The organism is Novosphingobium sp. ST904 (genome assembly GCF_001298105.1).
In the GTDB taxonomy this organism is placed as follows: Bacteria; Pseudomonadota; Alphaproteobacteria; order Sphingomonadales; family Sphingomonadaceae; genus Novosphingobium.
The window spans coordinates 21,761-47,761 of the sequence record NZ_LGJH01000163.1 but is presented as its reverse complement, the minus strand read 5'-3'; the positions used below and the strand labels follow the sequence as shown (position 1 = coordinate 47,761).

The following is a 26,001-nucleotide window of genomic DNA, read 5'->3' as shown; positions in this document are numbered from 1 at the left end:
GAGCCCCGCAACCTTTCCGATCAGGCCGAAGTGACCAGCCTGCGCGTGCGGGCATAGAGCATGTAGACCAGCGCGAAGAACAGCACCGTGCCGCCTGTCAGCGCCGGCCCGGCGAAACCGTCGCCCACCAGTGCCAGCGGTGCGTCGCTGCCCGAAGCCGCGACGATGCCCGCAAAGCCCACGCCCCACAGGCTCTCGCCCACGATCAGGCCGGTGGCGGTCAGCACGCCCATGCGCTCGGCGAATTCCGGGTCGCGCTGCTGCCTCGCCCAGCGGTCGTAGAAGAAGCCCAGCACCGAGCCGATCACCGTCGGCAGGATCACGCTCATCGGCAGGTAGATGCCGATCCCGACGCCCAGGGGCGGCAGGCGCAGGCGGCCCATCAGCCCCAGCACTTCGTCCAGCGCGACGAACACCACGCCCGCCGCAGCACCCCAGCCGATCATCGTCCAGTTGAGATTGCGCCCAGCACGCCCTTGGCCAGGGTCGAGATCAGCGCCGCCTGCGGCGCGGGCAGCGCATTCGGCCCGGCATTGGCCGCTCCGGCAAAGCCGAAGGCGGTGTTCAGCAGGTCCAGCACCGGCGGGATCACCAGCGAGCCGAACAACACGCCGATCACCAGCGCCACCTGCTGCTTCCACGGCGTAGCGCCGATGAGTTGCCCGGTCTTGAGATCCTGGAGGTTGTCGTTGGAGATCGTCGCCACGCCGAAGACGATGCCGGTGACGATCAGCGCATAGGCGACCAGCGCATCGGTCATCTCGGCGCCCTGCCCCCGGCCGAACAGGCCGACCAGCATGAGCGAGGCGGCGACCACAGAAAGGATGCCGATGCCGGAAACCGGCGAATTCGACGCGCCGATCAGCCCCGCCATGTAGCCGCAGACCGCCGCGATGAGCAGGCCGATCACGAGGATGAACAGCAGCGCGCCAAAGATCAGCAGCATTTCCGAACCGGCCAGCGGCCCGCTGCCGATCACGCTCCACAGCAGCACCGCGATCGGCACCAGCATGGCCAGCGAGCCCACGAACACGATCGAGATCGGCAGGTCGCGCTCCTCCACCGCCAGCACCGTTCCGGCATGGCGCGCACGGCTGGCCGCCATGGCCGAACGCACGCCGCCGATCACCGGACCGGCGATCCGCAGCAGGGTCCAGACCGCCGCAACGCCGATCACGCCCGCGCCGAAGAAGCGCACATTCTCGGAAAACACCGTGGTCGCCCAGACTTCCGCGCCGCCCGGCAGCGGGTTCTGCGCGGTCAGCATCGGCAGGAGCACCCACCAGCCGACGACGAGACCGAGGAACATCGCCATGCCCACCGAGATGCCCACGAGGTGGCCCACGCCCATCAGCGCGAAGGACAGGCCCCCGGAAATGCCGGTGGCCCCCGGCCCCGCCCGGAACCAGAGCGAGGCTTCGGCAACGGCAAGGCGCGTCTGCGTGAGGATGCGAAACCGGCCGAAGCCAGCGCATTCCACAAGAGCACCGAAAGGCCCTTGGCGCTTTCCTCGGCCCCTTCGCGCGATTCGGAACCCACGCGCAGCACTTCGGCCGCGGCATGGCCCTCGGGATAGGGAAGCGGCGTGTCGATCACCAGCGCGCGGCGCAGCGGCACCGAGAACAGCACGCCGAGGATGCCGCCCGTGCCGGTGATCGCCGCCGTCGTCCAATAGGGGAAGCCCTGCCAGTAACCGATCATGACGAGGCCGGGCAGCACGAAGATGATCGCCGCCAGCGTGCCCGCAGCGCTCGCCACGGTCTGGACGATGTTGTTCTCGAAGATCGTCGAATCCTTGAAGCCGCGCAGGATCGCCATCGAGATGACGGCGGCCGGGATCGAGGTCGCGAAAGTCAGGCCCACCTTCAGGCCGAGATAGACGTTGGCCGCCGTGAACAGCAGCGTGATCACGCCGCCCAGCAGCACGCCGCGCAGTGTCAGTTCCAGCGGCGAGCCTGCTCGCGCGCTGCCTGTTTCTTTTGCCATGTCTTTCCGTTCGGGAAACAAAGTGATTGCCGCCCTCATCGCACGGCCGCCGCCTGCGGGGCAAGCATCGCAAGGCCCCGCAGGCGGAGGCATAGCAAGCCGCCCGATCGCCCTGCTTTTGCCCCGTTGGCGCAGGACCGGCGCCGTGCTAGCCGCTAGCGATGCTGACCATCAGGCAGATCGAGATCTTCCGCGCGGTAATGATTACCAAGACGGTGAGCGGCGCCGCGCGCATGCTGGGCACCTCGCAGCCCGGCCTCAGCCGCATGCTCGGCCACATGGAGGACAAGCTCCACTTCCGCCTGTTCGACCGTACGCGCGGCCGGCTGGTGCCCACGTCCGAAGCCCGCGTGCTGTTCGAGGAGATCGAGCAGATCTACAAGGGCTTCAACGATCTGGAACACGTCGTCCGCCGCCTCGCCAAGGGGGAGGACCGCACGTTCAGGGTCGGCGCCTCTCCGTCGCTGGGGCATTCGGTGGTCCCGCAGATGCTCTCTCGGCTGACCGCCAATTATCCCGGCCTCACCATCCAGTTCGACATTCTCTCGGTGGAGCAGGCGGACGACTGGCTGGCACTTCAGCGCGGCGACTATGCGTTGACGGTGTTCCCCATCGACCATCCCAACGTGCTTTCCAGCCGCATCGGCGCCGGCCGCATGGTCTGCGCCGTGCCCGCCGGGCACCGCCTTGCCGAACGCGAGCGGATCACCGTGGCCGACCTCGGGGGCGAGCGCATCCAGTCATTCCGGGAAGACACTCCGCACGGCCGGATCATCGCCCGGATGTATGCGGATGCGGGCGAGGAACTGGACATCGCCACCTATATCCGTTTCGCCGAAACCGCCGTGGCCTTCGTGGCGCAGGGCATGGGCATCGCGCTGGTGGACAGCTTCACCGCCATGCAGCCCCACGCGGACACCGTGCGCTTCCTGGAATTCGAGTCGCCCGGCGTGCTGCCGGTCTACGTCAGCCGCAACCTCGACGTAGCGCGCACTCTCGTGGGAGAAACCTTCGAGGAGATCGCCCGCAACATACTGATGAACCTGCCAAGAGTTATAGGCCATAACATAACGCTATAAGTCACATCGTCGTGATGTCTGGCAATGCACCCCGGGATCAAACACCGTGAAGATGCCCGCAAGGTTCATACAGTCCCGGCGCCGGCCGCCGGACGACAACAGGCGCAGCCAAGCGCCGCTGAGGATGGGAAAGGCGTTACCATGGCCAGCTATTCCGCCGCCGGATCGGTATCCGTGCGTCCTTACGTGACGGTGGGCGAAAGCGCCTCGCAGAACGTCGACGGCTGGACCGCGCGGCAGGTGCTTGTGGTCGCCATCTGCTTCCTCCTCAACATGCTCGACGGGATGGACGTGCTCATCCTGTCCTACGTCGCCCCCGCCCTTTCCGCCGACTGGAAGGTCAATCCCGAGAGCCTGGGCGTCGTCTTCAGCTCCAGCCTCGCCGGCATGGCCGCAGGCGGACTGCTGATCGCGCCGCTGGCCGACAAGTTCGGCCGCCGCAAGCTCATCATCGCCTCGCTGGTGATGATGACGGTGGCGATGTTCGGATCGGCGATTGCCGGCTCGATCGCCGAACTGATCGCCTCGCGCTTCCTGGTCGGCATCGGCATCGGCACCGTGCTGGCCAGCATGGCCGCGCTGACCGCCGAATATGCGCCTGCCAAGCACCGCACTTTCGCGGTGGGCTTCCTGCAGGCCGGATACCCGGTCGGCGCGACGATCACCGGTTTCATCGTCGCCCACCAGATCGACACCCACGGCTGGCAGGCCATGCTGCTGGGCGCCGCCACCCTCTGCCTGCTGGCGCTGCCGCTGGTCTGGGCGATGCTGCCCGAATCGGTCGATTTCCTGCTCGCTCACCAGCCCAGGGGTGCACTCGCCAAGGCCAATCGCCTGCTGGCCTCGCTTGGCCGCCCGACGCTGGAAGCGCTGCCTGAACGCCGCGTCGCCGAAGCCCACTCCGTCGGCCTGCGCGGCGTGCTCGGCGAAGGCCGCACTTCGGGAACGATCCTGCTCTGGACCGCGACGATCTTCGGTTTCATGACGCTCTACTTCGTCATCAGCTGGATTCCCAAGCTCGCCGTCGAGGCGGGCCTGCCCGCCACCCAGGCAATCTACGCCGGCGCGGTCTACAACATCGGCGCCTTCATCGGCATCACCTCGATCGGCCTGATCGCCAGCCGCATCGACCTGCGCCGCCTGATCCTGCTCTACATGGTTCTGGCCGCCGTCGCCCTCGTCGTGTTCGGCGCGGTTTCCATGACGATCGCCGCGACGCTGCTGACCGCCTTCTTCATCGGCGCCTTCATCCAGGGCGGCTTCAACGGCTGCTACCCGCTCGCCACCAGCTTCTACCCGCCGCAAGTGCGCAGCACCGGGCTCGGCTGGGCGATGGGCGTGGGCCGTATCGGCGCGGTGATCGGGCCGATGCTGGGCGGCGTCCTGCTGGCCGAGAAGGTTCCGCTGGCGGCGATCTTCGCGATCTTCGCGGTCCCGGCGGTACTGGCCGGACTGGCCGTCACCCTGATCCGGATGCCCGCCGAGCGTTAAGCCTTCCTCCCTACCCAAGGACCAAGATCATGCTTCAGTCTCCCGTCGCCGTCACGGGCCCCGCGCGCTCGACCATTCTCTGCGGCCTGATCGGCTCCGGCATCGGCGGTTCGCGCAGCCCGGCGATGCACGAAACCGAAGCGAGGGCGCTGGGCCTGCCGCTGGTCTACCGCATCCTCGACAGCGACGTGATCGGCTTCGGCGCGGATGACCTCGGCACTTTCCTGAAGACCATGGCCGCCCTGGGGTTTGACGGCACCAATGTCACCCACCCCTTCAAGCAGGCGGTCGTGCCGCTGATGGACGAGCTTTCGGAAGCGGCGGCCAAGCTCGGCGCGGTCAACACCGTGCTGCTGCGCGGCGGCCGCCTGATCGGTGACAATACCGACTGGTCCGGCTACCGCGCCAGCTTCCTCGCCTCGCTGGGCGTGCTGCCGCGCAAGCGCGTGGCCATGGTCGGCGCGGGCGGCGCGGCTTCCGCGGTGGGCTATGCCCACCTCGACCTGGGCGCCGAGCGGCTGGCGATCTTCGACCCCGCAACGCAGCGCGCAGAGGCGCTGGCCCGGCGCCTTGCCGCGCTGTTTCCCGACGCGGAAGTGATCGCGGCAGGTTCGGCCGCAGAGGCGATCGCGGGCGTGGACGGCGTGGTGCAATGCTCGCCCGTGGGCATGGAGAGCCACCCCGGCCTGCCCTTCGACCCGGCGCTGCTGACGCGCGACATGTGGGTTTCGGACGTGATCTATTTCCCGCTGGAAACCGAACTGCTCAAAGCCGCGAAGGCCATCGGCTGCGCGACGCTGAACGGCGGCGGCATGGCGGTGATGCAGGCCGCGCACGCCTTCGCGCGCTTCACCGGGCGGGAGCCTGACACCGAGCGCATGCTCGCGGACTTCGCGGCGGCCAGTCAGGCAGTTTAAGGAAAAGGAAAAGCAGGGGAGCATAGCCCCCCCCTGCACTATCCGGCCGCGCCCCGTTCGTCGGAAGACTTATTGGCTGCGCCGCAAGTAAATCGCGCGCGGCGCTGACATTCCGAGGGTCTGGGGGATCATCCCCCAGGACTTTGCTCTTACTCGGCCACCTCTTCCACCGCACGAAACCGGTTCTGCGCCGCCAGCCTGATCCCGGCATTCGGCGCGCCGTAGCCCGTGTAAGTCCCGCCGCGCTCGACGAATTCGAAGAAGAACAGCTTGTCGAACGCCCGGCTGTAAAGCTGGCGATAGGCATTGCCGGCACCGTCCTCGTCATAGAGCACACCGGCCTGTTCCATGCGCGCGGCGGCCTTGCCGTCGAACCCGAAGCGGGCGACGAGATCGTCGTAATAGTTCTCCGGGATATCCAGCATCGCCGCCCCCCGCGCGCGGACGACAGCCGCCGTGGCGAGCAGGTCGTCGCTGGCGAGCGCAACATGCTGGAAACCGCCGCCCATGCCCTGCGCAAGGAAGCGCGAGGACAGCGTCTCGCGCGCGTCCGAGGCGTTGAGGGTGAGGCGGAAGCCTCCGTCCGGCGATTGCAGCGCCTGGCTGTGGACGAGGCCGGAAGGGTCGATCACGTCGTTGGCGTCGCGCCCTTCGAGGCCGAACAGGGCGCGCCAGTAAAGCTGCCAGGACAGGAATTCGTCATTGTGGACCACGGCGGCAAGGTGGTCGATCGAGCGGGCGCGGGCATCGTCGGTGAGATCCTCCACCGGCACCGCCTCGAACTCGCGCGCCCAGAGCGCCTCGGCGCCGTCATCCTCGACCAGATAGACCAGGCTCCCGCCGACGCCGCGCAGCGCGGGCATGGCCATGCGGCCGGGGCGGCCCTCGGGGCTATAGGCACGGATGCCGAGCGCGGCGGCGCGCTCCATCACCGCGGCGGCGTCCTTAACCCGCACCCCGATGGCACAGATCGAAGTGCCGTGGACGATGCGATAGGACTTGGCGAAACCCTTGGGCTCGGCATTGATGACGAGGTTGACGTTGCCCTGCCGCCAACGCGTCACCTTCTTGGTGCGGTGAGTGCCGATATGCGAGAAGCCGAGCGTTTCGAAAGTCTCGCCCAGCCGCGCGGTGTCGTCGCCGGTGGCGGTGAACTCGACGAATTCGGCGCCGAGCGGCGGCTGCGGTGCGGGCATCGTGGTCGGCTGGCCAAGCAGGCGCCTTGCCGCATCGCGCACGTATTCGAGCGAGCGGTGCCCGTCCTGCGCCACGAGGCGCGAGGAAATCGCGCGGAACCGGTCGTTGAAGATTTCGAGCGAGAGCGGGCCGTCATAGCCGGTACGCAGGATTTCGGCGACGTAGCCCGGCAGGTCCAGCCCGCCCTGCCCCGGCAGGTTGCGGAAATGCCGGCTCCAGTAAAGCAGGTCCATGTCGAGCAGCGGCGCGTCGGCAAGCTGGACGTAGACGATCTTGTCGCCCGGAATGTCGCGGATGCTCTCGTTCGGGATACGGCGCGACAGCGAGTGGAAGCTGTCGAGGATGATGCCGACCGCCGGATGGTCCACCTGCCTGACGATGGACCAGACATCGCGGTGATCGTTGACGTGGCGGCCCCAGGCCAGCGCCTCGTAGCCGACGAGGATGCCGCGCGCGGCGGCCCTGTCGCCCAGTTCGCGGAAGTCGTCGACGATGCGCTGGCGCTCGCCCAGCGCATGGGGCGAGCAGTTGGAGCATACGAGAATGCGGTCAGTGCCCAGTTCGCCCATGAGGTCGAACTTGCGCTCGGCCCGGTCCATGGCACGGCCCCGCATCTCGCCGGGCATCCCCTCGAAATCGCGGAACGGCTGGTAGAGCGAACAGTGGATGCCGAGGTCGGTCATCAGCTTGCGCACGTCCGCCGGGCGCAGGGCCGAACCGATCAGGTCGTTCTCGAAAATCTCCACACTGTCGAACCCGGCGTCGGCCGCGGCCCTGAGCTTTTCCTCAAGCGTCCCGCGAAGCGAAACGGTGGCGATAGCGTTGGCGGCGGCGCTGGACATGGTGACCTTCCGAAGCTGTGATACGCCAGATATCGTACCAAGGCAGCGCGGATTGAAGCGCCGCCATCGCACTCAGCCATGCCTTGTTGTTATGGCAGAGGCCCTGCACGGTAGCGGGAGGCCCGCCTCAGTCTCCGCCCCCTTGCGCCAGCACCAGCGAGAAGTCGCCCCCGGCATCGCTCCAGTGCTCCACCTCGCCCCATCCGCTGGCGGCGAGCAGCAGGCGGATTTCTCCGGGGCGGTACTTGTGGCAATTCTCGGTATGGATGGTCTCGCCGCTTTCCATGTGGAAGGCCTGGCCCGCCACCTCGAAACGGATCGCCCGGCGCGCCTGCAGATGCATCTCGATCCGGCTGGCATCCTCGTTCCAGCGCGCGACATGGCGGAATTCGCCGACCGGGATGGTGCCCCCAAGCTCGCGGTTGATCCGCTGGAGGAGGTTGAGGTTGAACAGCGCCGTCACCCCGCCCGCGTCGTCATAAGCCGATACCAGTCGCGCCGGGTCCTTGACCCGATCGATCCCGATCAGGAGATGCGCCTGCTCGCCCAGCGTCTCGCGCATCGAACGCAGCAGGTCCACGGCGGCGAAAGGCGTGAGGTTGCCGATCGTCGACCCCGGGAAGAACCCGAGCATCGCCCTGCCCTCGCGCCGCAGCGGCAAGGACACCGGGTTCATGAAATCGGCCTCCACCGGCACGATCCGCAGCGCGGGAAACAGCCCCTGCAGCGCCAGGCAGGCCTCGTCGAGGAACTCGCCGCAGATGTCGATCGGCACATATGTCGCGCGGGGCAGCGCCTTGAGCAGGATGCGGGTCTTGATCGAGCTGCCCGAGCCGAACTCCACCACCGTGGCATCGGCGCCAAGCCTTTCCGCGACCGCCGCCGCATGGCCGTGAAGCAGCGCGGTTTCGGTGCGGGTGGGGTAATATTCCGGAACCTGGGTGATCGCCTCGAAAAGCTGCGATCCGCGCATGTCGTAGAACCAGCGCGCCGGGATCGCCTTGCCTGCCTGCGCCAGCCCGTTCAGCACATCTTCGCGAAAGGCAGGATCGGGCTGGAACCTCCGGGGAGTAAGGCGCTGTTCGGTAAAGATCTCGTCGCTCCGGGGGGCCGTGAACATCTCAGAGACTCCTGGCAAGGCGCAGGCCGGTGAACTGCCAGCGCTGGTGAGGATGGAAGAAATTGCGGTAGGACGCACGCATATGACCGCGCGGGGTGGCACAGCTTCCGCCCTTGAGGACGAACTGGCCCGACATGAACTTGCCGTTGTACTCGCCCACGGCGCCCGCCGCCGGGCGATAGCCGGGCCACGGGCGATAGGCCGAGCCGGTCCATTCCCAGACGTTCCCGAACAGCGAGGCGAAATCTCCCGCCGGCGCTTCGGCACGGGGCATGACCGCGCCTGCGGTGTCCAGTTGCACGCCGCCGCGCGGATCGCGGCCATGCGCGGCCGCTTCCCATTCCTGCTCGGTCGGCAGGCGGGCGCCCGCCCATGCCGCGAAAGCATCGGCTTCATAGAACGAGACATGCGCGACCGGCGCATCGGGATCGACGGGAAGCCAGCCGCCAAGCGTGAAATGCTCCCATTCATCGCCGCCGCCCCGCCAGTAGAGCGGCGCCGCGATCCCTTCACGCCGGGTCCAGTCCCAGCCGTCGGAAAGCCAGAGCGCGGCGGTGCCGTAGCCATTGTCGCGAATGAATTCCGCCCATTCACCATTGGTCACCGGCCGACTGGCCAGTGCATGGGGAGCCAGCCATGCGGGGTGCCGGGGCGTTTCGTTGTCGAAGGCGAATGGATCGTCCTCCAGACTGCCGATCCGGGCCAGCCCTTCCTGCCCTTCGATCCAGCGCAGAGCCCCCCCGTCCGGCGTGGCCCGGGAAGCGAATGCGGATGCATAGGCCGGGCCGAGCGGATTGCGGGAGAACAAGTGCTTGATATCGGTCAGCAGCAGTTCCTGATGCTGTTGCTCGTGCTGGATGCCCAGCTCGATCAGGTCGCCATGCCGCGCCAGAAGCTCCGGCAGCGCCGCGCGCATCGCCGTGTCGACATGCTCGCGATAGGCCATGACCTCGGCCAGGTCGGGCCGGGTCAGCAGGCCGCGCTCAGGCCGCGCCATCCGCTCGCCCTCGGCTTCGTAATAGCTGTTGAACAGGAACGGCCAGCGCGGGTCGAACAGGCGGTAGCCGGGAACGTGATCGCGCAGCAGGAAAGTCTCGAAGAACCACGTCGTATGCGCCAGATGCCACTTGGCGGGCGAGGCATCCGCCATGGACTGCACCGCCGCGTCCGCCTCGTTCAGCCCCAGCACGAGCTCGCGGCTGAGATGCCGGGTCGCGGCGTACCTTGCAGCAATGGCGTGGATGTCGTCGTCAGGTCCCCCATCGGGCATGGGATGCAGGTCCGCATTGCTTGGCCGGTGCGCCATGGCCTCTCCTTCTCGCTACCCGCGTGGGCACGCTTCGCCCTCGCCCGCCATCCCCGGATGCTATCGCGCCGCGACGGTCCGCTGAATGAGACGAAAGTATGGCTAGGTAGTGCGCGGGCGGCTCCGAGGTTCCGGGCAACGCGAAAAAGGCCGCCGGAAACGCGCCCGCGTGCGCCGAGCGGCTATGGAAGCAGGCCGGTGCCCCATGTCAGGTGCCCGATATCAGGCGGCCGATCGGGCCTCGATCACTTGCGAGGCACGGACGAGGTCTGGGACGGAGCGGAGCTGCATCTTCTTCATCAGGCTGGAGCGGTGGAGCTTCACGGTGATCTCGCTGATCTCCAGCTCCCAGGCGATCTGCTTGTTCATCAGGCCCCGCACCACGCCTTCCATCACTTGCCGCTCGCGCCCTGTGAGGGCCGCGAAGCGTTCCGCGACGGCGCGGTGGCGATGAACCAGTTCCCGCCTGTCCCGGTCGAACGCGAGCGCTGCATCGACGGCATCGATCATCTGCTGGTCGCCAAAGGGCTTGGGCAGGAAATCCATCGCCCCCGCCTTCATCGCCCGCACCGATAGCGCCACGTCGGGATGGCCGGTCATGAACACGACCGGAATCTCGTCGCCCCGCCGCTTGAGCTGCTCGTACAGTTCGAGCCCGCCGATGCCCGGCAGGCGCACGTCGGCGATGAGGCAGCATTCGCGGTCGGGAAGCGGCGCATCCAGCACGGCCTGCGAGGATGCGAACCCCTGCGGGCAAAACCCTTCCACACGCAGCAGGCTGCCCAGCGCCGAGCGCATTTCGGGATCGTCATCGACGATCAGGACCGTGCCCGATGCCCTGTCGGCAATCGGGGCGGGCGTCGCGGGGGTGACGGGTTGGGGAACCACCTGGGGGGGCAAGGCGAGACCTCCGGTTTTTTGCGATGCACAAAAATGCCTCCAAGTGCACATATCGGGCAATCCCCCCATTCGGGGGGAATTGCCTAATCCGGCCATCGCGCTCAGGGTCTCCCCATGGACATGCCCGCTTCTGGCGAAACCACCTCCGCACCGGCAACACCCCCGGAAGCGCCGATCCGCGTGCTCGTGATCGACGATCATCCGCTGCTGCGCGACGGCGTCATGGCGGTGCTGGGCACGCAGCACGACATGGCACTGATCGGCATGGGGGAGGACGGCGAGGCCGCCGTGGCGCTCTACCGCGAGCTTCGACCCGACGTCATGCTGCTGGATCTCCAGATGCCGGGCATCGACGGGCTGACCGCGATGGCGCGCATCCTTGCGGATTTTCCGCAGGCCCGCGTGCTGGTGCTGACGACCTATTCGGGTGACGGCCGAGCCCTGCGCGCGCTCAAGGCGGGCGCCGCAGGCTATCTGCTCAAGAACAGCCTGCGGACCGAACTTCTCGACGCCATCCGCTGCATCCACCGGGGCGAGATGCATTTCGACGCCGGTCTGGTCAGCGCGGACGGTTCGAGACAGGCCGCCTCCGAAAGCCCCCCTCACCTCACCGCTCGCGAAAGCGACGTGCTGGAACTGGCGGCGGCGGGCAACTCCAACAAGCAGATCGCCGGTCGGCTCTCGCTCTCGGAAGAGACGGTGAAGGGCTATATGAAGGCGATCTTCGCGCGGCTGGGGGCGATGGATCGCACCCACGCCGTCGCGATTGCCGTGCGAAACGGCCTGATCGAGCTTTAGCCGGCAGACCGGCGCATTCGCTCAGGGCCTGTGCGGCGCGGCAGAGGCCGGATCGCGGGCAAACAGCAGCGTTGCACCCAGCACGATGGCGCCGGCCAGGATCAGCGGAACCGCCAGTCCGACATGGAGCAGCAGCGCGGCACCCACGGCGGCGCCGAGGAAGATCGACAGCACGGCGGCGAAGCGGCGCAGGAAGTTGGGAGAGCGTCCTCCCACCTGATCGGCGGCGATGCCGGTGATCGTCAGCGTCAATACGGTGGTGGTCAGGTCGGGCACCTTGAGCGAGCGCACGGTCGCGTTGCGCAGACCCATGGCGAAACCGGTCAGCACGATCACCGAAAGCACCGCGATCTCCGGCGCCTGCGCGGCGATGTCGATCCTGGTGGAAATGGCGGCGGCGATCCACAGCAGCGCGGCTTCGACCACGGCGGCCCAGAGCAGCCAGCGGCGCAGTGGCAGGTCCACATGGGCGCGGGCAAGGCGTCCCGCCCCAAAGGCGCCCACCATGAAGGCCAGCAGCGCCATGACTGCCGGCACAACCTTGAAGCCGGGCGTTCCCGCCGCCGCGAAGCCGAGGAACACGACGTTGCCGGTCATGTTGGCGGTAAAGACCTTGCCGAGACCCAGCACCGAAGCCGCATCGACAAGGCCGGTGGTGGCGGAAAGCAGCAACAGCAGGCGCGGCAGGGTGGACTTGACGGGGGAAGCGGCGGGTGTTGCGGTCATGTCGATCTCCGGGATTGGGGGGATGCCGGTGGTCTAGGTCGGGGCTGCTATCTCAGGTATCCGAATAAGATCGTCCGGTTTGTTCGATGAAACTGAAATGCCGGTCAGAACCGGAAATTGCTTTCGAGACCGAGCATATGGATCGTCCTGGCGGAGCCGGTCTCGCGAATGAAGGCTCCCGGCGCGAAGGCGGAAAGCGAGGCGGAGAGTTCGAGCTCCGCCGTCGCCTGCCAGGCCAGCGTCGCTTCCACTTCCTTGCCGACGAATTTCGCGCGGCTGTCTCCCGCGTCGCGGATCAGGTTGCCGGGAATATCGTAGATGCCGTCCCCGCGCGAGGCGCGCCAGTAGGCCATGGCAGCAAGGCTGGCCGAGATATCCGGGGCAAGTTGCAGGCCCAGCGAGGAATAGGCGTTGACGATGTTGTAGGGGCCGACCGGCGAAAGCTCGCCGAAGTATTTGCCCTTGGGGAACATCGCGTTGAACGTGCCGAGGCGATTGTCGGCCTTGTCCTTGTCGCCGCTCACCACATTGACGCGGACGGTAAGGTCGGGGGCGAGCGGTGCGTCCGGGAAGGCACGGCCGAGTTCGGTGCCCAGCGTCCAGGCCGAGATCGGGCCATCCGCGAAACGGCCGAACTGGTAGACGCCCTCGACGTTCCAGTGCCAGTCGTCGCGGCTGCCGTGCCAGCGCGCGCCAAGACTGTGGCGGGTTTCGGTGCCCCCGCGCGTGCCCCAGTGGGCGGCTTGGTTACGATAGCCGAGATAGTAGAGGTCCAGTCCCGGCAGCACGGCATAGGCGCCCCAGAGCGACTTGTCGGGCGACGTGCGATCGTCGAAGTCGCCCCGGCGGGCCTGCACGGGCCTGACCGCCAGCAGGCTGACTTTCGCCGCGCCCAGCGTCACGTCCGCACGCAGGCCATCGAAGGCGAGCGGCACGTTGGGGCCGTAGCGGGTGCCGATCAGCCGTTCGGTGCCGAGCGAGAGCATCTGCCGCCCGCCGCGCAGGGTTACGGGGCCAAGGTCAGCCTCGACGAAGCCTTGCAGCAGGTCGATGCCGGTGCCGTCCACCGGGCCCGGCGAAGGCGCGACGCTGGCCGATGTCGAGGCGATCGGCTGCACGAAGGCACGCACTTTGCCGACATGCAGGTCCGCATAGGGCAGCGCGCGCAGCCAGACGTAGCTGTCGTTCGGCGCATCCGCCCCGCCCCAGAGGTTGTTTTCGAGGTTCTCGTTCCTCACGCGCAGTTCGATGCCGGTGGAGAGCCAGACGTCATCGCTGATCGGGATGTACTTGAACGGCCCGGTCCAGTGGTGCGCACGCTTTTCGGCGTCGGCAAGGTCGGACCAGTCCTCGTCGTAGCGGGTGATCGAGAGGGTCGGGGCCTGCCAGGCCTCGGTGGGTTCGGCATGGGCAAGATGGGGGAGAAGGGTTGCGGCAAGCGCCGCAAGCGGGGCCAGCCTAGGCACGTCGCTTTGCCCGGCAGGCGAGGATCGCCACGAGAATGAACCCGCCGACGAGGCCCATGTGTTCGAAGAAGGCATTCGTCGCCCCGAAGCGCTCGGGTCCGGCGGGCATGGCCCAGAAGGCATTGGCCACCATCGCGGCGAAGAACGTGAACACCCCCAGCATGCCCGCGCCGAGCCAGACCAGGCGGTTCGTCAGGATCAGCATCGGGCCGACGAGCTCCACCCCAATGGTGAGCGCCGCCCAGAGCGCGGGCGGGGTCAGGCCGAAATGGGCCTGCTCCGCCACGGCGCCCTGCCAGTCGGTCAGCTTGGTGAGCCCGCCGACGAGATAGGCGCCCACCAGCAAGAGGCGGGCAAGGAAGCCCGTCGGCGCGAAATCCAGCACCGAGGCGACGAATTTGGGCGTACCGGTGCCGGACATGGTTCAGTAAACCTCACCCGAGTGGATTTCGGCGATGTAGCCGCCGGGGAAACGCACGATGGCGGCCTGACGCTTGCCTGTTCTGTAAGGCGCGACCAGCGTTTCCGCGCCTGCCGCCGAAGCCCTGGCAAGCGTGGCATTGAGGTCGCTCACCGCATAGCCGGTCATGTCGCGGCCATAGGGCCAGGGTAGTTGGCCGTCCGAAACGTAGACCACCATCTTGCCATAGCCGCTGGTGATCGACACGCGGCGGATGGTCTTGCCGGGCTCGCCGATCTCGGCGCCATTGGCGGCCTTGTCATCGGCGGTGATCTTGGCGTGAGCGAAGCCGGTCCAGCCCTTGATGAATGTCTCGGCGGCATCGGCGGTCAGGTAGACGCGGTTTTCCGGGACCGTCTCAAGCGGCTTGTAGCTCGGCTTGGCGGTGTGCCAGTAGAGCTGCATGTTCACGCCGCCCGGCCACTGGATCACCGAATCCCGGCCGATGGGATCGGGGAAGGTCTCCAGACGGCGCACCGCCCCGTGGCTGCGGGCAGACTTCACCGCCGCATCGAGGTCGGTAACCAGATAGCCGGTGCGCTCGTCGCCGAAGGGAACGGGGATCGGCGTCTTGAACCCGAAGACCGAGACGGTGCCCGCAGGCGTCAGCACGAGCTGCGACTTGGTGAGGCTTTTCGTCGGCGTGACCTGGAATTCGCCCTGCTTGCTGGTGGTGCCGCCGAAGGTGGCGACGAAGCTGGAAACGAACGTGTCGAACTGGTCCTGCGGCACGTAGACATGGGTGGTGTCGTACTGCGCGCCGACGGCGTAGTCGGCTGCGGGAGCGGCGATGGCAGGCGTGACTGCGGGGCTCGCGGCCACCAGGGCGGCCGCGATGATCAGGGTGAAGTGCTTCATGTCTGTGGCTCCGATGGGAGAGGGACAGTGCCGCTCGGTCGATGGTGCAGGCCCGGTGTAGGGGGCCGTCGGCTATCCATCGATCCGAATAATCTAGACTGGAATGTTCGAAATAATGGAAAAGCAGTAAACGCGGCCCCTCCTCGACCGGAGGGCGCACCGGATCAGACCGCCCAGCAACCGCAGCCGAGCGAGCCCCAGAAAGTCTGGACATCGGCGGCAGGAACATTGGCGCCGAGCGCGGCGGCATGGTCGTGCCCGTGGACGCCGCAGGAACTGGCGCAGCCGCAGGCAGAGGCCAGCTTCTGCTTGGCTTCCGGCGTCTGGTAATAGCCGCCGAAGGTGGCGACCGGCGACCAGTCCGGCATCGGGCGCGGCAGCTGCGGGGCGAGCGGGCGATAGTCACCCTCGCCGTGCACCACCTTGCCGCCCAGCAGCGTCAGGATCGAGCGGATGTGGACGATCTCGTTATCGGGCACGCTGAAGTAGTCGTCGGAAAGCAGCGCGAGGTCGGCCAGCTGGCCCGCCTTGATCTGGCCCTTCTTGCCCACTTCGTTCGAGAACCAGGTGTTCTCGTGCGTCCACATGCGCAGCGCCTTTTCGCGGCTGACGCGGTTGTCGCCGCGATAGAGCGAGAGGCCGCCCACGGTGCGCCCGGTGACGAGCCACGAGAGCGAGACCCAGGGGTTGTAGCTGGCGACGCGGGTGGCGTCGGTGCCGCCGCCCACCGGGATACCGGCAGCCAGCATCCGGGCAATCGGCGGGGTGCGTTCGGCCGCCTTGGCGCCGTAGCGCTCGACGAAATCCTCGCCCTGATAGGCCATGCGGTGCTGCACGGCGATGCCCCCGCCGAGCGCGGCGATACGGTCGATATTGCGGTCGGAAATGGTCTCGGCATGGTCGAAGAACCAGTTGATGCCTTCGAGCGGGATGTCGCGGTTGACCTTCTCGTAGACATCGAGCGCGCGGCCGATGGTTTCGTCATAAGTCGCGTGAAGGCGCCAGGGCCAGCGGTGCTCGGCAAGCAGGCGGATGACCGGCTCCAGATCGCCTTCCATGCTCGGCGGCATGTCGGGGCGTTCGACGCGGAAGTCCTCGAAGTCGGCGGCGGAATAGACCAGCATCTCGCCCGCGCCGTTATGCCGGTAGGTGTCGTCGCCCTGTCCGGGGCTGACCTGCTTCACCCAGCCGGAAAAGTCCGCCAGTTCCTCTTTCGGCTTCTGCGTGAAGAGGTTGTAGCTGATGCGCACGGTCAGCTGGTCGTCGGCGTGGAGCTTTTCGATGATGTCGTAATCGTCGGGATAGTTCTGGAAACCGCCGCCCGCATCGATCACCCCGGTCACGCCCAGCGCGTTGACTTCGCGCATGAAGTGGCGGGTGGAGTTGATCTGGTATTCGGGCGGAAGCTTCGGTCCCTTCGCCAGCGTGGAATAGAGGATCGTCGCGTTGGGCTGGGCCAGCAGCAGGCCAGTGGGGTTGCCATTCGCATCGCGCACGATCTCGCCGCCCGGCGGGTTCGGCGTGTCCCTGGTATAGCCGACGACACGCAGGGCCGCGGCGTTCAGCAGCGCGCGGTCATAGAGGTGGAGGATGAACACCGGCGTATCGGGCGCCACCGCGTTCAGTTCCGCGATGGTCGGCAGGCGCTTTTCGGCGAACTGGTGCTCGGTAAAGCCGCCGACCACGCGGACCCACTGCGGGGCGGGCGTGTTGTCGACCTGCCTTTTCAGCATTGCCATGGCTTCTGCCAGCGAGGTCACGCCGTCCCAGCGAAGTTCCATGTTGAAGTTGAGACCGCCGCGGATGATGTGCATGTGGCTGTCGATCAGGCCGGGGATCAGGCGGTGCCCCTTGGCATCGATCACCGTGGCTTCGGGAGCGGCGGCGCGCACTTCCTGTTCGCTGCCCACGGTCAGGAACTTGCCGTCGCGGATCGCCACGGCTTCGGCCTGCGGGTTCTCCCGGTCGAGCGTGGTGATCCTGGCGTTGACGATGATCGTGTCGGTCATGACGGCTTCCTTGGAACGTGCGGTTTGCGAGAGTAATGTGGGCAGGAGCGACGTTGCGGCCGCTCCGGCAAGTGTCTGGCGGCGGGTGATCACGCTTCCGCCTTGTGATCGGCGGTGCGGCAGGGGAACTTGTCTCCCGGCAGGCGGCCGAGGACGTGCTTGCGGCAGTCCGTCTGGACGAAGTGGGCGATTTCATCGTCCGCCCAGATCCTCTTCGCCAGCGGTACGATCTGCTCGCCCAGCAGGATGCCCAGAAGCCCGAGCAACGCGATCATCGGCGGGGCCGGCGAACGCACGCCGAGGAGACTGTAGACGATACCCACCAGCAACCCGGCAGCGATCGAGAGAAGGTAGGCTTTCATCGTGGAGGCTCCCCGGCGTCTTGGTTCAGGCCTGCACGAAGGCGAGCAGGTCGGGGTTGATCACGTCGGCGTGCGTGGTCAGCATGCCGTGCGGGAAGCCGGGATAGATCTTGAGCGTGGCGTCCGGCAGGATCTCGGCCTGGAGCACACCGGCGTTCTTGTAAGGCACGACCTGGTCGTCATCGCCGTGAAGCACCAGCGTGGGCACCGTGATCGCCTTGAGATCGTCGGTCTGGTCGGTTTCCGAGAAGGCCTTGATGCCTTCGTAATGGGCCTTGGCGCTGCCCATCATGCCCTGGCGCCACCAGTTGTCGATCACCGGCACGGAAACTTCGGCGCCATCGCGGTTGAAGCCGTAGAAGGGACCGGCGGCTACATCGCGGAAGAACTGCGCGCGGTTGGCGGCAAGCCCGGCGCGAAGGCCGTCGAACACCTCGATGGGAAGGCCGCCCGGATAGGCCTGCGTCTTGAGCATGATCGGGGGGACGGCGCTCACCAGCACGGCCTTGGCGACCCGGCCCTGCGGAATGCCGTAGCGGGCGACATAGGCCGCGACTTCGCCGCCGCCGGTCGAGTGGCCGATGTGGACCGCGTTCCTGAGGTCGAGATGCTCTGCCACGGCGGAAGCGTCGGCGGCGTAATGGGCCATGTCATGACCGTCGCTGACCTGCTCGGAACGGCCATGGCCGCGGCGGTCATGAGCGACGACGCGGTAGCCCTTGGAGAGGAAGAATAGCATCTGCGTATCCCAGTCGTCCGACGAGAGCGGCCAGCCGTGGTGGAAGACGATCGGCTGGGCATCCTTCGGACCCCAGTCCTTGAAGAAGATTTCGACGCCGTCCTTGGTGGTGACATATGCCATGATGCTGATCCTTCGGTGGGTTGGGTTGTCTATGCAGCGGCTTCGACAAGCTCAGCCCGGGCGGAGCTGGAACTGAGAGGGCTCTTTCCGCCCATCCTGAGCCTGTCGAAGGATCACGAACTCAAATCAGTGAGCGCCCTCGGACGCGCCGAACATGGTCTTCGCGTAATTGATGCCGATACCGTAGGCACCGCCCCACTTCTTGGCGATTCCGGTGGTGCTGTCGTAGGTCTCGGTACGGGCCCAGTCGCGCTGCAGTTCGAGCAGGTACTGGAGCGAGGTCATCGGCACCGCGCCAAGCTGGATCATGCGTTCCACGGCCCGTTCGTGCGCCTCGGTGGAAATATCGCCGCAGGCATCGGTGATGACATAGGCTTCGAAGCCCTGGTCGATCGCCGAGGCAACCGGGCCGACGATGCAGACCGAGGTCCACAGCCCGGCGAAGACGATGCGTGGGCGGGCGATGCGATTGATTTCGGCGATCACGCCTTCGTCTTCCCAGGTGTTCATGCTGGTCCGGTCGAGCATGGCCTGACCTTCGAAGGCTTCGGTGATCTCGTCGAACATCGGGCCGGAGAAGCTCTTCTCGGCAACCGTGGTCAGGATGGTGGGAACGTCGAAGGACTTGGCCCCGCGCGAAATCAGCGCGGCGTTGTTGCGGAGCAGTTCGGCCGAGATCGACTTGGTTGCGAAGGCCATCTGCGACTGGAAGTCGATCAGGACAAGCGCATGATTGTCAGGCGAGATCAGCGACTTGCCGGGGGTTGCAGTGGCGGTCGGCGTGGCGGTCTTGGTCATTGGGAAGCTCCTGTCGTTGTCTGGTGAAGCTGTTTTCGCGTCATTTTCGCTTGCAGTGAAGCTGGATAAAATGACCATTATTGTTCGATAAACTTGAAAAGCCTGCCCGAGGCAGACCTGCATGGCCTGGCGGTACAGCCGAACGCCCGCCCACCACGCGCAGCACTTTTGCCTCGGTCGTGCCGGAATTCTAAGCCAACCATTGGTATGGTGAGGGCCGAACGGAGCGGCTGTTCCCAGGGCAGGCGGCGTGGAAGAATTCCGCATGGCCACGGCCGCAGCCCAAAGCCGTCAATTCAAGAAGGCGCGGCGACGGAATATGTCCGCGCCGCCTAGACTTGCATTGCATCGCAACGTAGTCCGGTGCGGCCGGCTGCTGTTTCAATTCTGTAAGCGCAGTTCTGCCAGAATTCGAATTGACGAGGGGCGAATATCGATGAGCCACATCAGGTACCGGCGCGATATCGATGGGCTACGAACGATCGCGGTACTGCCCGTCGTGCTGTATCATGCCGAACTTCCGCCATTTTCGGGCGGCTTCGTCGGTGTCGACATCTTCTTCGTCATTTCCGGGTTTCTGATTACCAGCGGCCTTCTCAAGGATGCGAACGAGCAGAAGTTCAGCCTGCTGGCCTTTTACGACCGCCGCATCCGGCGTATTCTGCCCGCCCTGCTGGCCGTTACCATGGCGACTCTGGCCTACGGCACGTTCGTCATGCTTCCCGGCGAACTCCTCGCCCTCGGGAAATCCGCGGTGAGCGTGGCCCTGTTCTCGTCGAACATCTGGTTCTGGTCGCAGCTCAACTATTTCGGGCCGGCGCCTTACGAGAGCCCGTTGCTGCACTCCTGGTCGCTGGCGGTGGAGGAGCAGTTCTACATCTTCTGGCCGCTGGTCGTGGCCCTGTTCACGCTGAAGCCGCTTCGCCGCTGGTTCCTGCCGGCGATCGTGGCCGCGATCGTCATCTCCTTCGGCCTCTCTGAATTCATCGTCCACAAATCGCCGAACTTCGCCTTCTACATGTTCCCCACCCGTGCATGGGAACTGCTCCTGGGCGCGCTGCTGGCGGTCGCTCCATCCCTGCGCATTCCGAACCCCGCCTTGCGCCTTGCAGCCGCCCTCGCCGGTCTCGGCCTCGTGCTGGTTCCCATGCTGACTTATACCGGGGCAACGCTGTTCCCCGGCCTTTCCGCGCTGCCGGTCTGCGTGGGCACGGCCCTGCTCCTGCTGGCCAATGCCGAACAGGACAACGTGGTGGCCCGGCTACTGGGCAGCGGCCCGATGGTCTTCGTGGGCAAGCTCTCCTATTCGCTCTATCTCTGGCACTGGCCGGTCATCGCCTTCTTCTGGCTCCAGCGCGGCGCGGCGCCCTCGCCCGTCGAAGGCGCGCTGCTGGTGGCGGCCAGCTTCGTCCTGTCCTACCTCAGCCTGCGCTATGTGGAAGCGCCCTTCCGCCAGCGCAGCAGCACGAATATCGACACCCGCACCGTCCAGCGCCGCGTCGTCGCGTTCGGCGCGCTGGCGCTGCTCGCGATCGGCCTGGCATCCGCGCCGCTGATCGTCACGCGCGGCCTGCCCGGCCGACTGCCGCAGCCCGCCCTGCTGGCGACCGAATTCTCCCCCAAGCCCTTCACCCCCGAAATCGGCTGCGCGCTCGGTGGTTCGAAGGGTATCGAGAACTGCGCGAAAGGCATTGCCGAGGATGACAGGTCGACAGTCGTGCTGTGGGGAGATTCGCACGCCCGCGCTCTCGGATTCGGCTTCACCAAGGCGACCGAACAGGCCGGAATCCCCCTGCGCACGGCCGTGAAAAGCTCCTGCTCGCCGCTGCCCGGCACGCTCGAAACCGACGGGACCCTCGTTGCCGACGACAGTTGCCGCCGGTTCAACGAAATGATCTTCGAGGCGATCAGGTCCAATCCGCATGTAAAGACCGTCGTCATCGCCGGGCGCTGGGCACGCTTCGTGAACGACAGCGCTCCCGGCAGCAACGAGGCCATCACCTCGAAATTCCTGCTCGACGAACAGGAACGCGTTGCCGGACCGGAACAGACCAAGGCGGTGCTGCAGCGCTCGCTCGAACGGGTGATCTCCCGGTTCGGCGCGGCGGGCAAGGAAGTGCTTCTGGTCGAACAGGCCCCCAGCTTCCCGGACAATGCCCGCAAGTGCGTGGCCCGTTCGCTGTGGCGCGGCAAAAGCGCGGAGGACTGCTCCGTCCGTGAAACCGACGTCCGCCGCCGCCGACTGGCGCTGACCACCATGTTCGAGGATATCGCCGCGCGGCATGACAACGTTCGGCTGATCGACCCCCTGCCCGTCATGTGCCGAGGCGGCCTGTGCCCGGCCGATGACCGTGGCCTGCCGCTCTACGCGGACGAGCACCACGTCACCGAACGCGGCAGCGCCCGTGAAGCGACATCGATCCCGCTGCGCGACCTGAGGTCATGAGCGGCTGCGAAGCTGCAGGATAGAAGGCCTGAACGGGCCGAAGCCCGGATCGGAAGGGTCCGCCTACAAGGCGTTGTAGCGGACCAGTTCCTCGCAGTCGCAGCATGGCGTTTCTACCGAACAGCCCGGAATCCTGTCCGGGCAGAAGTTCGATTCACCGATGCATCGTTTCAGCCACGCAAGAACCGCGTGGCCCCACCCTTTTCTCATGTCGCCCCCCGACAACGTAAACGCGGCGCTTACTATGCAGACCAAGGGTGCACAAGGGTTTCACGGGCGGCCCGCTAGTTCGCGCTCCGGGCCTCCTGCCAGCGGCGATAGCCCAGCACGGCAAGGGCGATCATCGCCGCATAGAGGCCCGCGGTGAGCCACAGCCCCTTGAAGGCGAACATGCCCACATAAAGGATGTCCACCGCGATCCACAGCAGCCAGCTCGCCGCGTGTCGCCGCGCTGTCCAGTATTGGGCCACGAGACTGAAGCTGCTCAGGGCGGAATCCATCCACGGCAGCGCCGCGTCGGTATAGCGGCTGGTGAACCAGCCGATGGCGACGGCGCCCGCCGCGCCCGCCGCCAGTCCCGCCCATGCCTGCAGGGGAAGCAGCGGCTCCACCATGACTTCCCCGGCATCGCCCTTCCCTTTGATCCAGACGATCCAGCCATAGACGATGGCCACGCCGAACAGCGCCTGCAGCACCATGTCTGCGTAGAGCCGCACGTCGAGGAACAGCTTGAAGTAGAGCGCACAGGCCAGCAGGCTCGTTGGCCAGCACAGCAGCCAGCGCTTCGCGGTGAGCCAGATTGCCAGGAAGCTGACGACGACGGCAACGATTTCGAGTGCCGACATCAGGCCGCGCCCCCGCTTTCGAGTTGGTTCAGGAAGTCCCGCCCCGGCGGGGAGAGGAACCAGTCGGCATGGTCCACGAGATAGCCCTGCCATGCGAGCTTCGCCTGAACGCCATCGCGCAGGATGCCCGCGAAATAGTCCACTTCCGAAAGCGCGAATTCGATATGGACGAGCGGCAGCAGGCGGACGACCGTCTCGACATCACTGCGGGTGAGCGGCAGCACCGTGCGGTAGCCGGCAAGCAGCGCCAGCGCCGCTGCCGCATCGGCGGGTCCGTCGCCCCGCCCTTCCGCAAGGTCCAGCCACGGAATGGCCGTGCGCTCGATCGCGGTGGCGAGATCGTGGTGCGCCGAGGTCCGCGCCGCCAGCCCGAAATCGAACACGGTGCGCACCGCGCCGTCCTCGCTCCAGAGAAGGTTGGAGGGGTGCCAGTCGTTATGGGTCCAGAGCCGCGGATGCCCGGCCAGACGCTCGGGCAGCCCGGTGCCCAGCGCGGCGAAAAGGCGCGCCAGTTCCTGCCGCCAGGGCTTGTCTTCAAGAAATCCGGCCAGCGCCGGACGGGCGGCGACATAGTCCGCCGCCGCCGCCAGCGGATCGCGGGAGGGCAGGATGGTGAAGCTGGCGACAAGCGGATGCGCCGCGCGATCCGGCGCCGCGTAACCTTCTGAGGCACGGTGCAACCGCGCCAGCGCCACGCCCGCCTCGAAGGCGTGACGGTGCGAAAGGAACGGCGTCCATGACAGCCTGTCGCGGTAGATATCCCGGCCCGGCGACCTTGCGTGAACTTCGTATGTCCAGTCGTCCCGGGTGACGGCCCCGCCGCCGCCTGCCGCCGGCACGACCTCCGGCACCGGCACGCCGCCGGCCCGCAGATGCGCCATGAAACCATGCTCTTCATCCAGCCCCTCCGGCGTGCGGAGCGACTGGTGATGGCGCTTGAGGAAGAACGATCCCCGTTCGGTCTCGACCAGAGCCCCTGCCGAGAACGGTCGCGGCGAATGCCAGTGCAGCGCCGCCAGCCGTCCGGCGGAAGGGAACCGGGCCAGGATCGCCTCGGCCTCGCCATGCGTGATGGCGGGCCAGGTCGGTGCCTCCAGCGCGGTTCCCATCCCATGCACCATGTGGCCGGGTTCGGTGCGGCCGGACACGAGACGGGGCACCGCGCCGCTCACGGTCAGAAGGCGCGCGAAAGCGTCGCCACGAAGGCGCGCCCGCTTCCGACGTAATAGGCCGGCGACGAGCCCGAAATGACGGTGCCGCCGCGCCCCGTCGTATCCAGCGCATTGGGCGTGATCGAATAGACGCCCGACAGCACATGCGGGTTGGTCACGTTGATCGCATTGAGCCGCAGGTCCATCCGCTGCACGTCGATCAGCCCGGCAAGATGCACGCCCACGGACAAGTCGAGCGTGGCATAGCCCTTGATGCTCTCGTCATTCATGAAGGTGGCGTACTGGCGGCCAACGTACTTGAGCGCGCTGCTGCCGAACAGGCGGCCGTCGTCATAAGTGGTGCCCATGGCGAACTGGAACTCGGGGCTGGATACCGCGCGCTTGCCCTTGGTCGGCAGATAATCGCCGCCGATGGCCAGGTCGTCGTTCAGGCGTGTGTGCAGGTATTCGCCCGAGAGATAGACGCTGACGCCCCTCGCCGGGCGATAATCGATCTCGCCGTCCAGTCCGTAGGAGGTCTGGCTGCCCCCATTGATCGTCGAATTGACGAGCGCGCCGCCGCTGTCGATCACGGTCGCCACCTGGCGGTTGCGGAAGTGATAGTGGAAGGCGGTGAGCGAGAAGGACAGGCTGGGGCCGATGTAGCGATAGCCCAGCTCCTCGGAGACCGAATATTCGTTCTTGAGATCCCCGCTCCCCTGGCTGACGAGTTCGCCGCCGTAATAGCTGTTGTAGAGCGCGAACTCGTTCGGGGTGCGGAAGCTCGTCGTGATGTTGGCGAAGAGCTGCTGCCGGTCGTCCAGCTTGTAATGCACCGCGGCGCGGGGCAGCGCGGCGAAGCTGTCGGCGCGCACTTTCGACTGTGGGCCGGGCAGGTAATTGCGGCCGTTGCGCAGCACGTCCACGCCCTTGAAGCCCAGGTCGACGCTCAGGCGCGGCGAAACCGCGATGCTGTCGGCCAGGAAGAAGCCTTTGGTGACGGTGACGGTCCGCGCATTCTCGTAAGCCAGCAGGCGGCCGTCGGCCGTGCGGATCGCCTTGTCCTGATAGCCCCACTGGTCCACCGGATGCCCATCGGCGCCGATCGAGGTGTAGGACTGGGTAACACGGTCGGTCCCGTAATCGAACCAGAGCCCGGCGGTGAGCCTGTGGGCGCCTGCCTGAAGCGTAAGCTTGCTGACATCGCCGACGCGAAGCTGCTTGCCGGTCCAGTTGCCAAGCACGGTGGCCACCCCGTCCACCGCGCCGGGCAGCGCGATCGGCTGGGTCAGTTCCTCGGTGCCGAGAAAATTGCCGGTCGTGGCGAGCTGCGTGCCGTAAGGCGCATTGCCGTGGCCGAGCTGGAGATAGGCCGAACTGTCGAACGCCAGGCGATCGCCCAGCTTCAGATGAACCGGCGCCGCCACGTAGAAGTTGCGGAACGGCGCGCGGTAGAGCCTCCAGTAGTTGGTATTGCCCTCGGTGTACTGCCGATCGTAGTTGAAATCGCGGCCGGAGGCTTTCCAGTCGGCGAGCGTGGGGCTCGGATAGCTCGATGTCTTGGCGTCGTTGTACGAGAAGGAGATGCTGGCGCGGTTCCCGTCGCCCCATTCGCGCAGCAGCTTCGCATCGATATGCTGGCGCTTGTCGTATCCGGCGCCCCGCCAGTTGTCCGCGCGGTTGTTCGAATAGGAGACGAAGGCCTTGAGCCCGCTCGCCCCCAGCGTGCCGGTGTCCAGCCGCACGAAAACGCGGCGGGCATCGTAGGAACCGGCAGAAAGATTGACGAGGCCGCCCAGCTCCGATTTCGGATCGTCGAGCGTCAGCGAAAGCAGCCCGCCCGCCGCGGCGACGACAGGCGCGTCGATATCGGCGGCCCCTTGCGCCAGCGCGATCTGCCGCACGTTCTCGGCATCGGCGAACTGCGAGGGATAGGCGTAGAAATAGCCGATATCGTTCTGCGGCGCACCTTCCATCACGACGCCGATCTGGTCCTGACCCAGCCCGCGCAGGGTCAGGCTGGAACCGGTGGAGAGGCCGTAGGGATCGCTCGAAGACACGTTCGCGCCGGGCAGGAGGTTGACGAGCTGGAACGCATTGAGCGTCGGCGCCTGCTTGAGGATGAAGTCCGCCGAAATGGCGCTTACGGCCTTGGGCGCGGTCTGGTCCGGCAGCAGCCCCTCGGGATCGGGATGCCCGATCACCTGGATGTCGGACGGGCCGGCATCGTCGGCCGCCTCCGCCATCGCAGCGGGCGCGGCCAGCAAGGCCGGCAGAACCAGCGCGGCACCGCCAATGCCGGTCAGGCCGCGAAGGCAGGAAAAGTTACGGAAATTGGGCAGATTAATGGGCATCGTCTTACTGGGCATCTTCTCGCGTCCA

The 26,001-nt window shown here is 66.6% G+C and carries 20 protein-coding genes and 1 pseudogene; 5 read left to right on the top strand and 16 right to left on the bottom strand.

The annotated features are described in order from the left end of the window. Window positions 1–20: 20 nt before the first annotated feature. Window positions 21–1,986 (bottom strand): annotated as a pseudogene (locus ADT71_RS24830) (OPT family oligopeptide transporter). A 161-nt stretch (window positions 1,987–2,147) separates the two neighbouring features. Here ADT71_RS24830 and ADT71_RS24825 point away from each other — a divergent pair. The 3 genes from ADT71_RS24825 (at window position 2,148) to ADT71_RS24815 (ending at window position 5,473) form a co-directional block, all read left to right on the top strand. Then, window positions 2,148–3,065: a LysR family transcriptional regulator gene (locus ADT71_RS24825; RefSeq protein ID WP_054441217.1), complete on the top strand. Its 918-nt coding sequence runs from the start codon at window positions 2,148–2,150 to the stop codon at window positions 3,063–3,065. Window positions 3,066–3,206: 141 nt separating this feature from the next. Beyond that, window positions 3,207–4,556: an MFS transporter gene (locus tag ADT71_RS24820; RefSeq protein WP_054441215.1), complete on the top strand. Its 1,350-nt coding sequence runs from the start codon at window positions 3,207–3,209 to the stop codon at window positions 4,554–4,556. Between the two features lie 29 nt (window positions 4,557–4,585). Continuing rightward, a complete protein-coding gene (locus tag ADT71_RS24815; protein ID WP_054441213.1) occupies window positions 4,586–5,473 on the top strand; it encodes a shikimate dehydrogenase in 888 nt (295 codons plus the stop codon). A gap of 149 nt (window positions 5,474–5,622) precedes the next feature. Here ADT71_RS24815 and ADT71_RS24810 read toward each other — a convergent pair whose 3' ends face one another. From ADT71_RS24810 to ADT71_RS24795, 4 genes are all read right to left on the bottom strand, one after another. Then, the gene (locus ADT71_RS24810; RefSeq protein ID WP_054441211.1) at window positions 5,623–7,512 is read right to left on the bottom strand and encodes a bifunctional sugar phosphate isomerase/epimerase/4-hydroxyphenylpyruvate dioxygenase family protein; all 1,890 of its coding nucleotides are present in this window, start codon (window positions 7,510–7,512) and stop codon (window positions 5,623–5,625) included. A 127-nt stretch (window positions 7,513–7,639) separates the two neighbouring features. Next, window positions 7,640–8,632 carry an L-histidine N(alpha)-methyltransferase gene (egtD, locus tag ADT71_RS24805; protein ID WP_082370539.1) on the bottom strand — a complete coding sequence of 331 codons (993 nt, stop codon included), beginning with the start codon at window positions 8,630–8,632 and terminating at the stop codon, window positions 7,640–7,642. Window position 8,633: 1 nt separating this feature from the next. Then, complete coding sequence (egtB, locus tag ADT71_RS24800) at window positions 8,634–9,902, bottom strand: ergothioneine biosynthesis protein EgtB (RefSeq protein ID WP_054441209.1); 1,269 nt, start codon at window positions 9,900–9,902, stop codon at window positions 8,634–8,636. 258 nt (window positions 9,903–10,160) lie between these two features. After that, complete coding sequence (locus ADT71_RS24795) at window positions 10,161–10,838, bottom strand: response regulator transcription factor (RefSeq protein WP_231636169.1); 678 nt, start codon at window positions 10,836–10,838, stop codon at window positions 10,161–10,163. A 114-nt stretch (window positions 10,839–10,952) separates the two neighbouring features. Here ADT71_RS24795 and ADT71_RS24790 point away from each other — a divergent pair, with 114 nt between their 5' ends. Then, on the top strand, window positions 10,953–11,636 hold the full coding sequence (locus tag ADT71_RS24790; protein WP_231636168.1) for a response regulator transcription factor: 684 nt from the start codon (window positions 10,953–10,955) through the stop codon (window positions 11,634–11,636). Between the two features lie 21 nt (window positions 11,637–11,657). On the opposite strand, the gene ADT71_RS24785 is transcribed toward ADT71_RS24790, so the two are convergent. The 8 genes from ADT71_RS24785 to ADT71_RS24750 all read right to left on the bottom strand — a co-directional run bounded on the left by ADT71_RS24785 (window position 11,658) and on the right by ADT71_RS24750 (window position 19,177). Continuing rightward, window positions 11,658–12,362, bottom strand: coding sequence for a YoaK family protein (locus ADT71_RS24785; RefSeq protein WP_054441205.1), 705 nt, complete (start codon window positions 12,360–12,362; stop codon window positions 11,658–11,660). A gap of 104 nt (window positions 12,363–12,466) precedes the next feature. Then, window positions 12,467–13,828 (bottom strand): alginate export family protein, encoded by a 1,362-nt coding sequence (locus ADT71_RS24780; RefSeq protein ID WP_054441203.1) that lies wholly within the window; start codon window positions 13,826–13,828, stop codon window positions 12,467–12,469. Further along, window positions 13,821–14,249, bottom strand: a complete 429-nt coding sequence (locus ADT71_RS24775) for a DoxX family protein (protein ID WP_054441201.1) — start codon at window positions 14,247–14,249, stop codon at window positions 13,821–13,823. Before ADT71_RS24775 ends, ADT71_RS24780 begins: the two co-directional genes overlap by 8 nt. A 3-nt stretch (window positions 14,250–14,252) precedes the next feature. Then, on the bottom strand, window positions 14,253–15,146 hold the full coding sequence (locus ADT71_RS24770) for a hypothetical protein (protein ID WP_054441199.1): 894 nt from the start codon (window positions 15,144–15,146) through the stop codon (window positions 14,253–14,255). A 164-nt stretch (window positions 15,147–15,310) separates the two neighbouring features. After that, window positions 15,311–17,155, bottom strand: coding sequence for an amidohydrolase (locus ADT71_RS24765; RefSeq protein WP_054441381.1), 1,845 nt, complete (start codon window positions 17,153–17,155; stop codon window positions 15,311–15,313). A gap of 89 nt (window positions 17,156–17,244) precedes the next feature. Continuing rightward, complete coding sequence (locus tag ADT71_RS24760; protein ID WP_054441197.1) at window positions 17,245–17,517, bottom strand: DUF1427 family protein; 273 nt, start codon at window positions 17,515–17,517, stop codon at window positions 17,245–17,247. Between the two features lie 25 nt (window positions 17,518–17,542). Further along, window positions 17,543–18,379 (bottom strand): alpha/beta fold hydrolase, encoded by an 837-nt coding sequence (locus ADT71_RS24755; protein WP_054441195.1) that lies wholly within the window; start codon window positions 18,377–18,379, stop codon window positions 17,543–17,545. Between the two features lie 126 nt (window positions 18,380–18,505). Continuing rightward, the gene (locus tag ADT71_RS24750; protein ID WP_054441193.1) at window positions 18,506–19,177 is read right to left on the bottom strand and encodes a hydrolase; all 672 of its coding nucleotides are present in this window, start codon (window positions 19,175–19,177) and stop codon (window positions 18,506–18,508) included. A 436-nt stretch (window positions 19,178–19,613) separates the two neighbouring features. Here ADT71_RS24750 and ADT71_RS24745 point away from each other — a divergent pair, with 436 nt between their 5' ends. Next, window positions 19,614–21,623: an acyltransferase family protein gene (locus ADT71_RS24745; RefSeq protein WP_054441191.1), complete on the top strand. Its 2,010-nt coding sequence runs from the start codon at window positions 19,614–19,616 to the stop codon at window positions 21,621–21,623. Window positions 21,624–21,907: 284 nt separating this feature from the next. Here the strand turns inward: ADT71_RS24745 and pnuC are convergent, their stop codons facing one another. The 3 genes from pnuC to ADT71_RS24730 all read right to left on the bottom strand — a co-directional run bounded on the left by pnuC (window position 21,908) and on the right by ADT71_RS24730 (window position 25,973). Beyond that, window positions 21,908–22,468, bottom strand: coding sequence for a nicotinamide riboside transporter PnuC (gene pnuC, locus ADT71_RS24740; RefSeq protein ID WP_054441190.1), 561 nt, complete (start codon window positions 22,466–22,468; stop codon window positions 21,908–21,910). Next, complete coding sequence (locus ADT71_RS24735) at window positions 22,468–23,577, bottom strand: phosphotransferase enzyme family protein (protein WP_082370549.1); 1,110 nt, start codon at window positions 23,575–23,577, stop codon at window positions 22,468–22,470. Before ADT71_RS24735 ends, pnuC begins: the two co-directional genes overlap by 1 nt. A 65-nt stretch (window positions 23,578–23,642) precedes the next feature. Continuing rightward, window positions 23,643–25,973, bottom strand: a complete 2,331-nt coding sequence (locus ADT71_RS24730; protein ID WP_082370534.1) for a TonB-dependent receptor — start codon at window positions 25,971–25,973, stop codon at window positions 23,643–23,645. Window positions 25,974–26,001: the final 28 nt, after the last annotated feature.

Coding starts and splice junctions, on each gene's coding strand:
- ADT71_RS24730 (WP_082370534.1), bottom strand. CDS start 25,973: ATGCCCATTAATCTGCCCAATTTCCGTAACTTTTCCTGCCTTCGCGGC.
- ADT71_RS24745 (WP_054441191.1), top strand. CDS start 19,614: ATGAGCCACATCAGGTACCGGCGCGATATCGATGGGCTACGAACGATC.
- ADT71_RS24735 (WP_082370549.1), bottom strand. CDS start 23,577: ATGGGAACCGCGCTGGAGGCACCGACCTGGCCCGCCATCACGCATGGC.
- ADT71_RS24765 (WP_054441381.1), bottom strand. CDS start 17,155: ATGACCGACACGATCATCGTCAACGCCAGGATCACCACGCTCGACCGG.
- ADT71_RS24785 (WP_054441205.1), bottom strand. CDS start 12,362: ATGACCGCAACACCCGCCGCTTCCCCCGTCAAGTCCACCCTGCCGCGC.
- ADT71_RS24815 (WP_054441213.1), top strand. CDS start 4,586: ATGCTTCAGTCTCCCGTCGCCGTCACGGGCCCCGCGCGCTCGACCATT.
- pnuC (WP_054441190.1), bottom strand. CDS start 22,468: ATGTCGGCACTCGAAATCGTTGCCGTCGTCGTCAGCTTCCTGGCAATC.
- ADT71_RS24755 (WP_054441195.1), bottom strand. CDS start 18,379: ATGGCATATGTCACCACCAAGGACGGCGTCGAAATCTTCTTCAAGGAC.
- ADT71_RS24775 (WP_054441201.1), bottom strand. CDS start 14,249: ATGTCCGGCACCGGTACGCCCAAATTCGTCGCCTCGGTGCTGGATTTC.
- ADT71_RS24750 (WP_054441193.1), bottom strand. CDS start 19,177: ATGACCAAGACCGCCACGCCGACCGCCACTGCAACCCCCGGCAAGTCG.
- ADT71_RS24760 (WP_054441197.1), bottom strand. CDS start 17,517: ATGAAAGCCTACCTTCTCTCGATCGCTGCCGGGTTGCTGGTGGGTATC.
- ADT71_RS24825 (WP_054441217.1), top strand. CDS start 2,148: ATGCTGACCATCAGGCAGATCGAGATCTTCCGCGCGGTAATGATTACC.
- egtB (WP_054441209.1), bottom strand. CDS start 9,902: ATGCCCGATGGGGGACCTGACGACGACATCCACGCCATTGCTGCAAGG.
- ADT71_RS24820 (WP_054441215.1), top strand. CDS start 3,207: ATGGCCAGCTATTCCGCCGCCGGATCGGTATCCGTGCGTCCTTACGTG.
- egtD (WP_082370539.1), bottom strand. CDS start 8,632: ATGTTCACGGCCCCCCGGAGCGACGAGATCTTTACCGAACAGCGCCTT.
- ADT71_RS24790 (WP_231636168.1), top strand. CDS start 10,953: ATGGACATGCCCGCTTCTGGCGAAACCACCTCCGCACCGGCAACACCC.
- ADT71_RS24810 (WP_054441211.1), bottom strand. CDS start 7,512: ATGTCCAGCGCCGCCGCCAACGCTATCGCCACCGTTTCGCTTCGCGGG.
- ADT71_RS24770 (WP_054441199.1), bottom strand. CDS start 15,146: ATGAAGCACTTCACCCTGATCATCGCGGCCGCCCTGGTGGCCGCGAGC.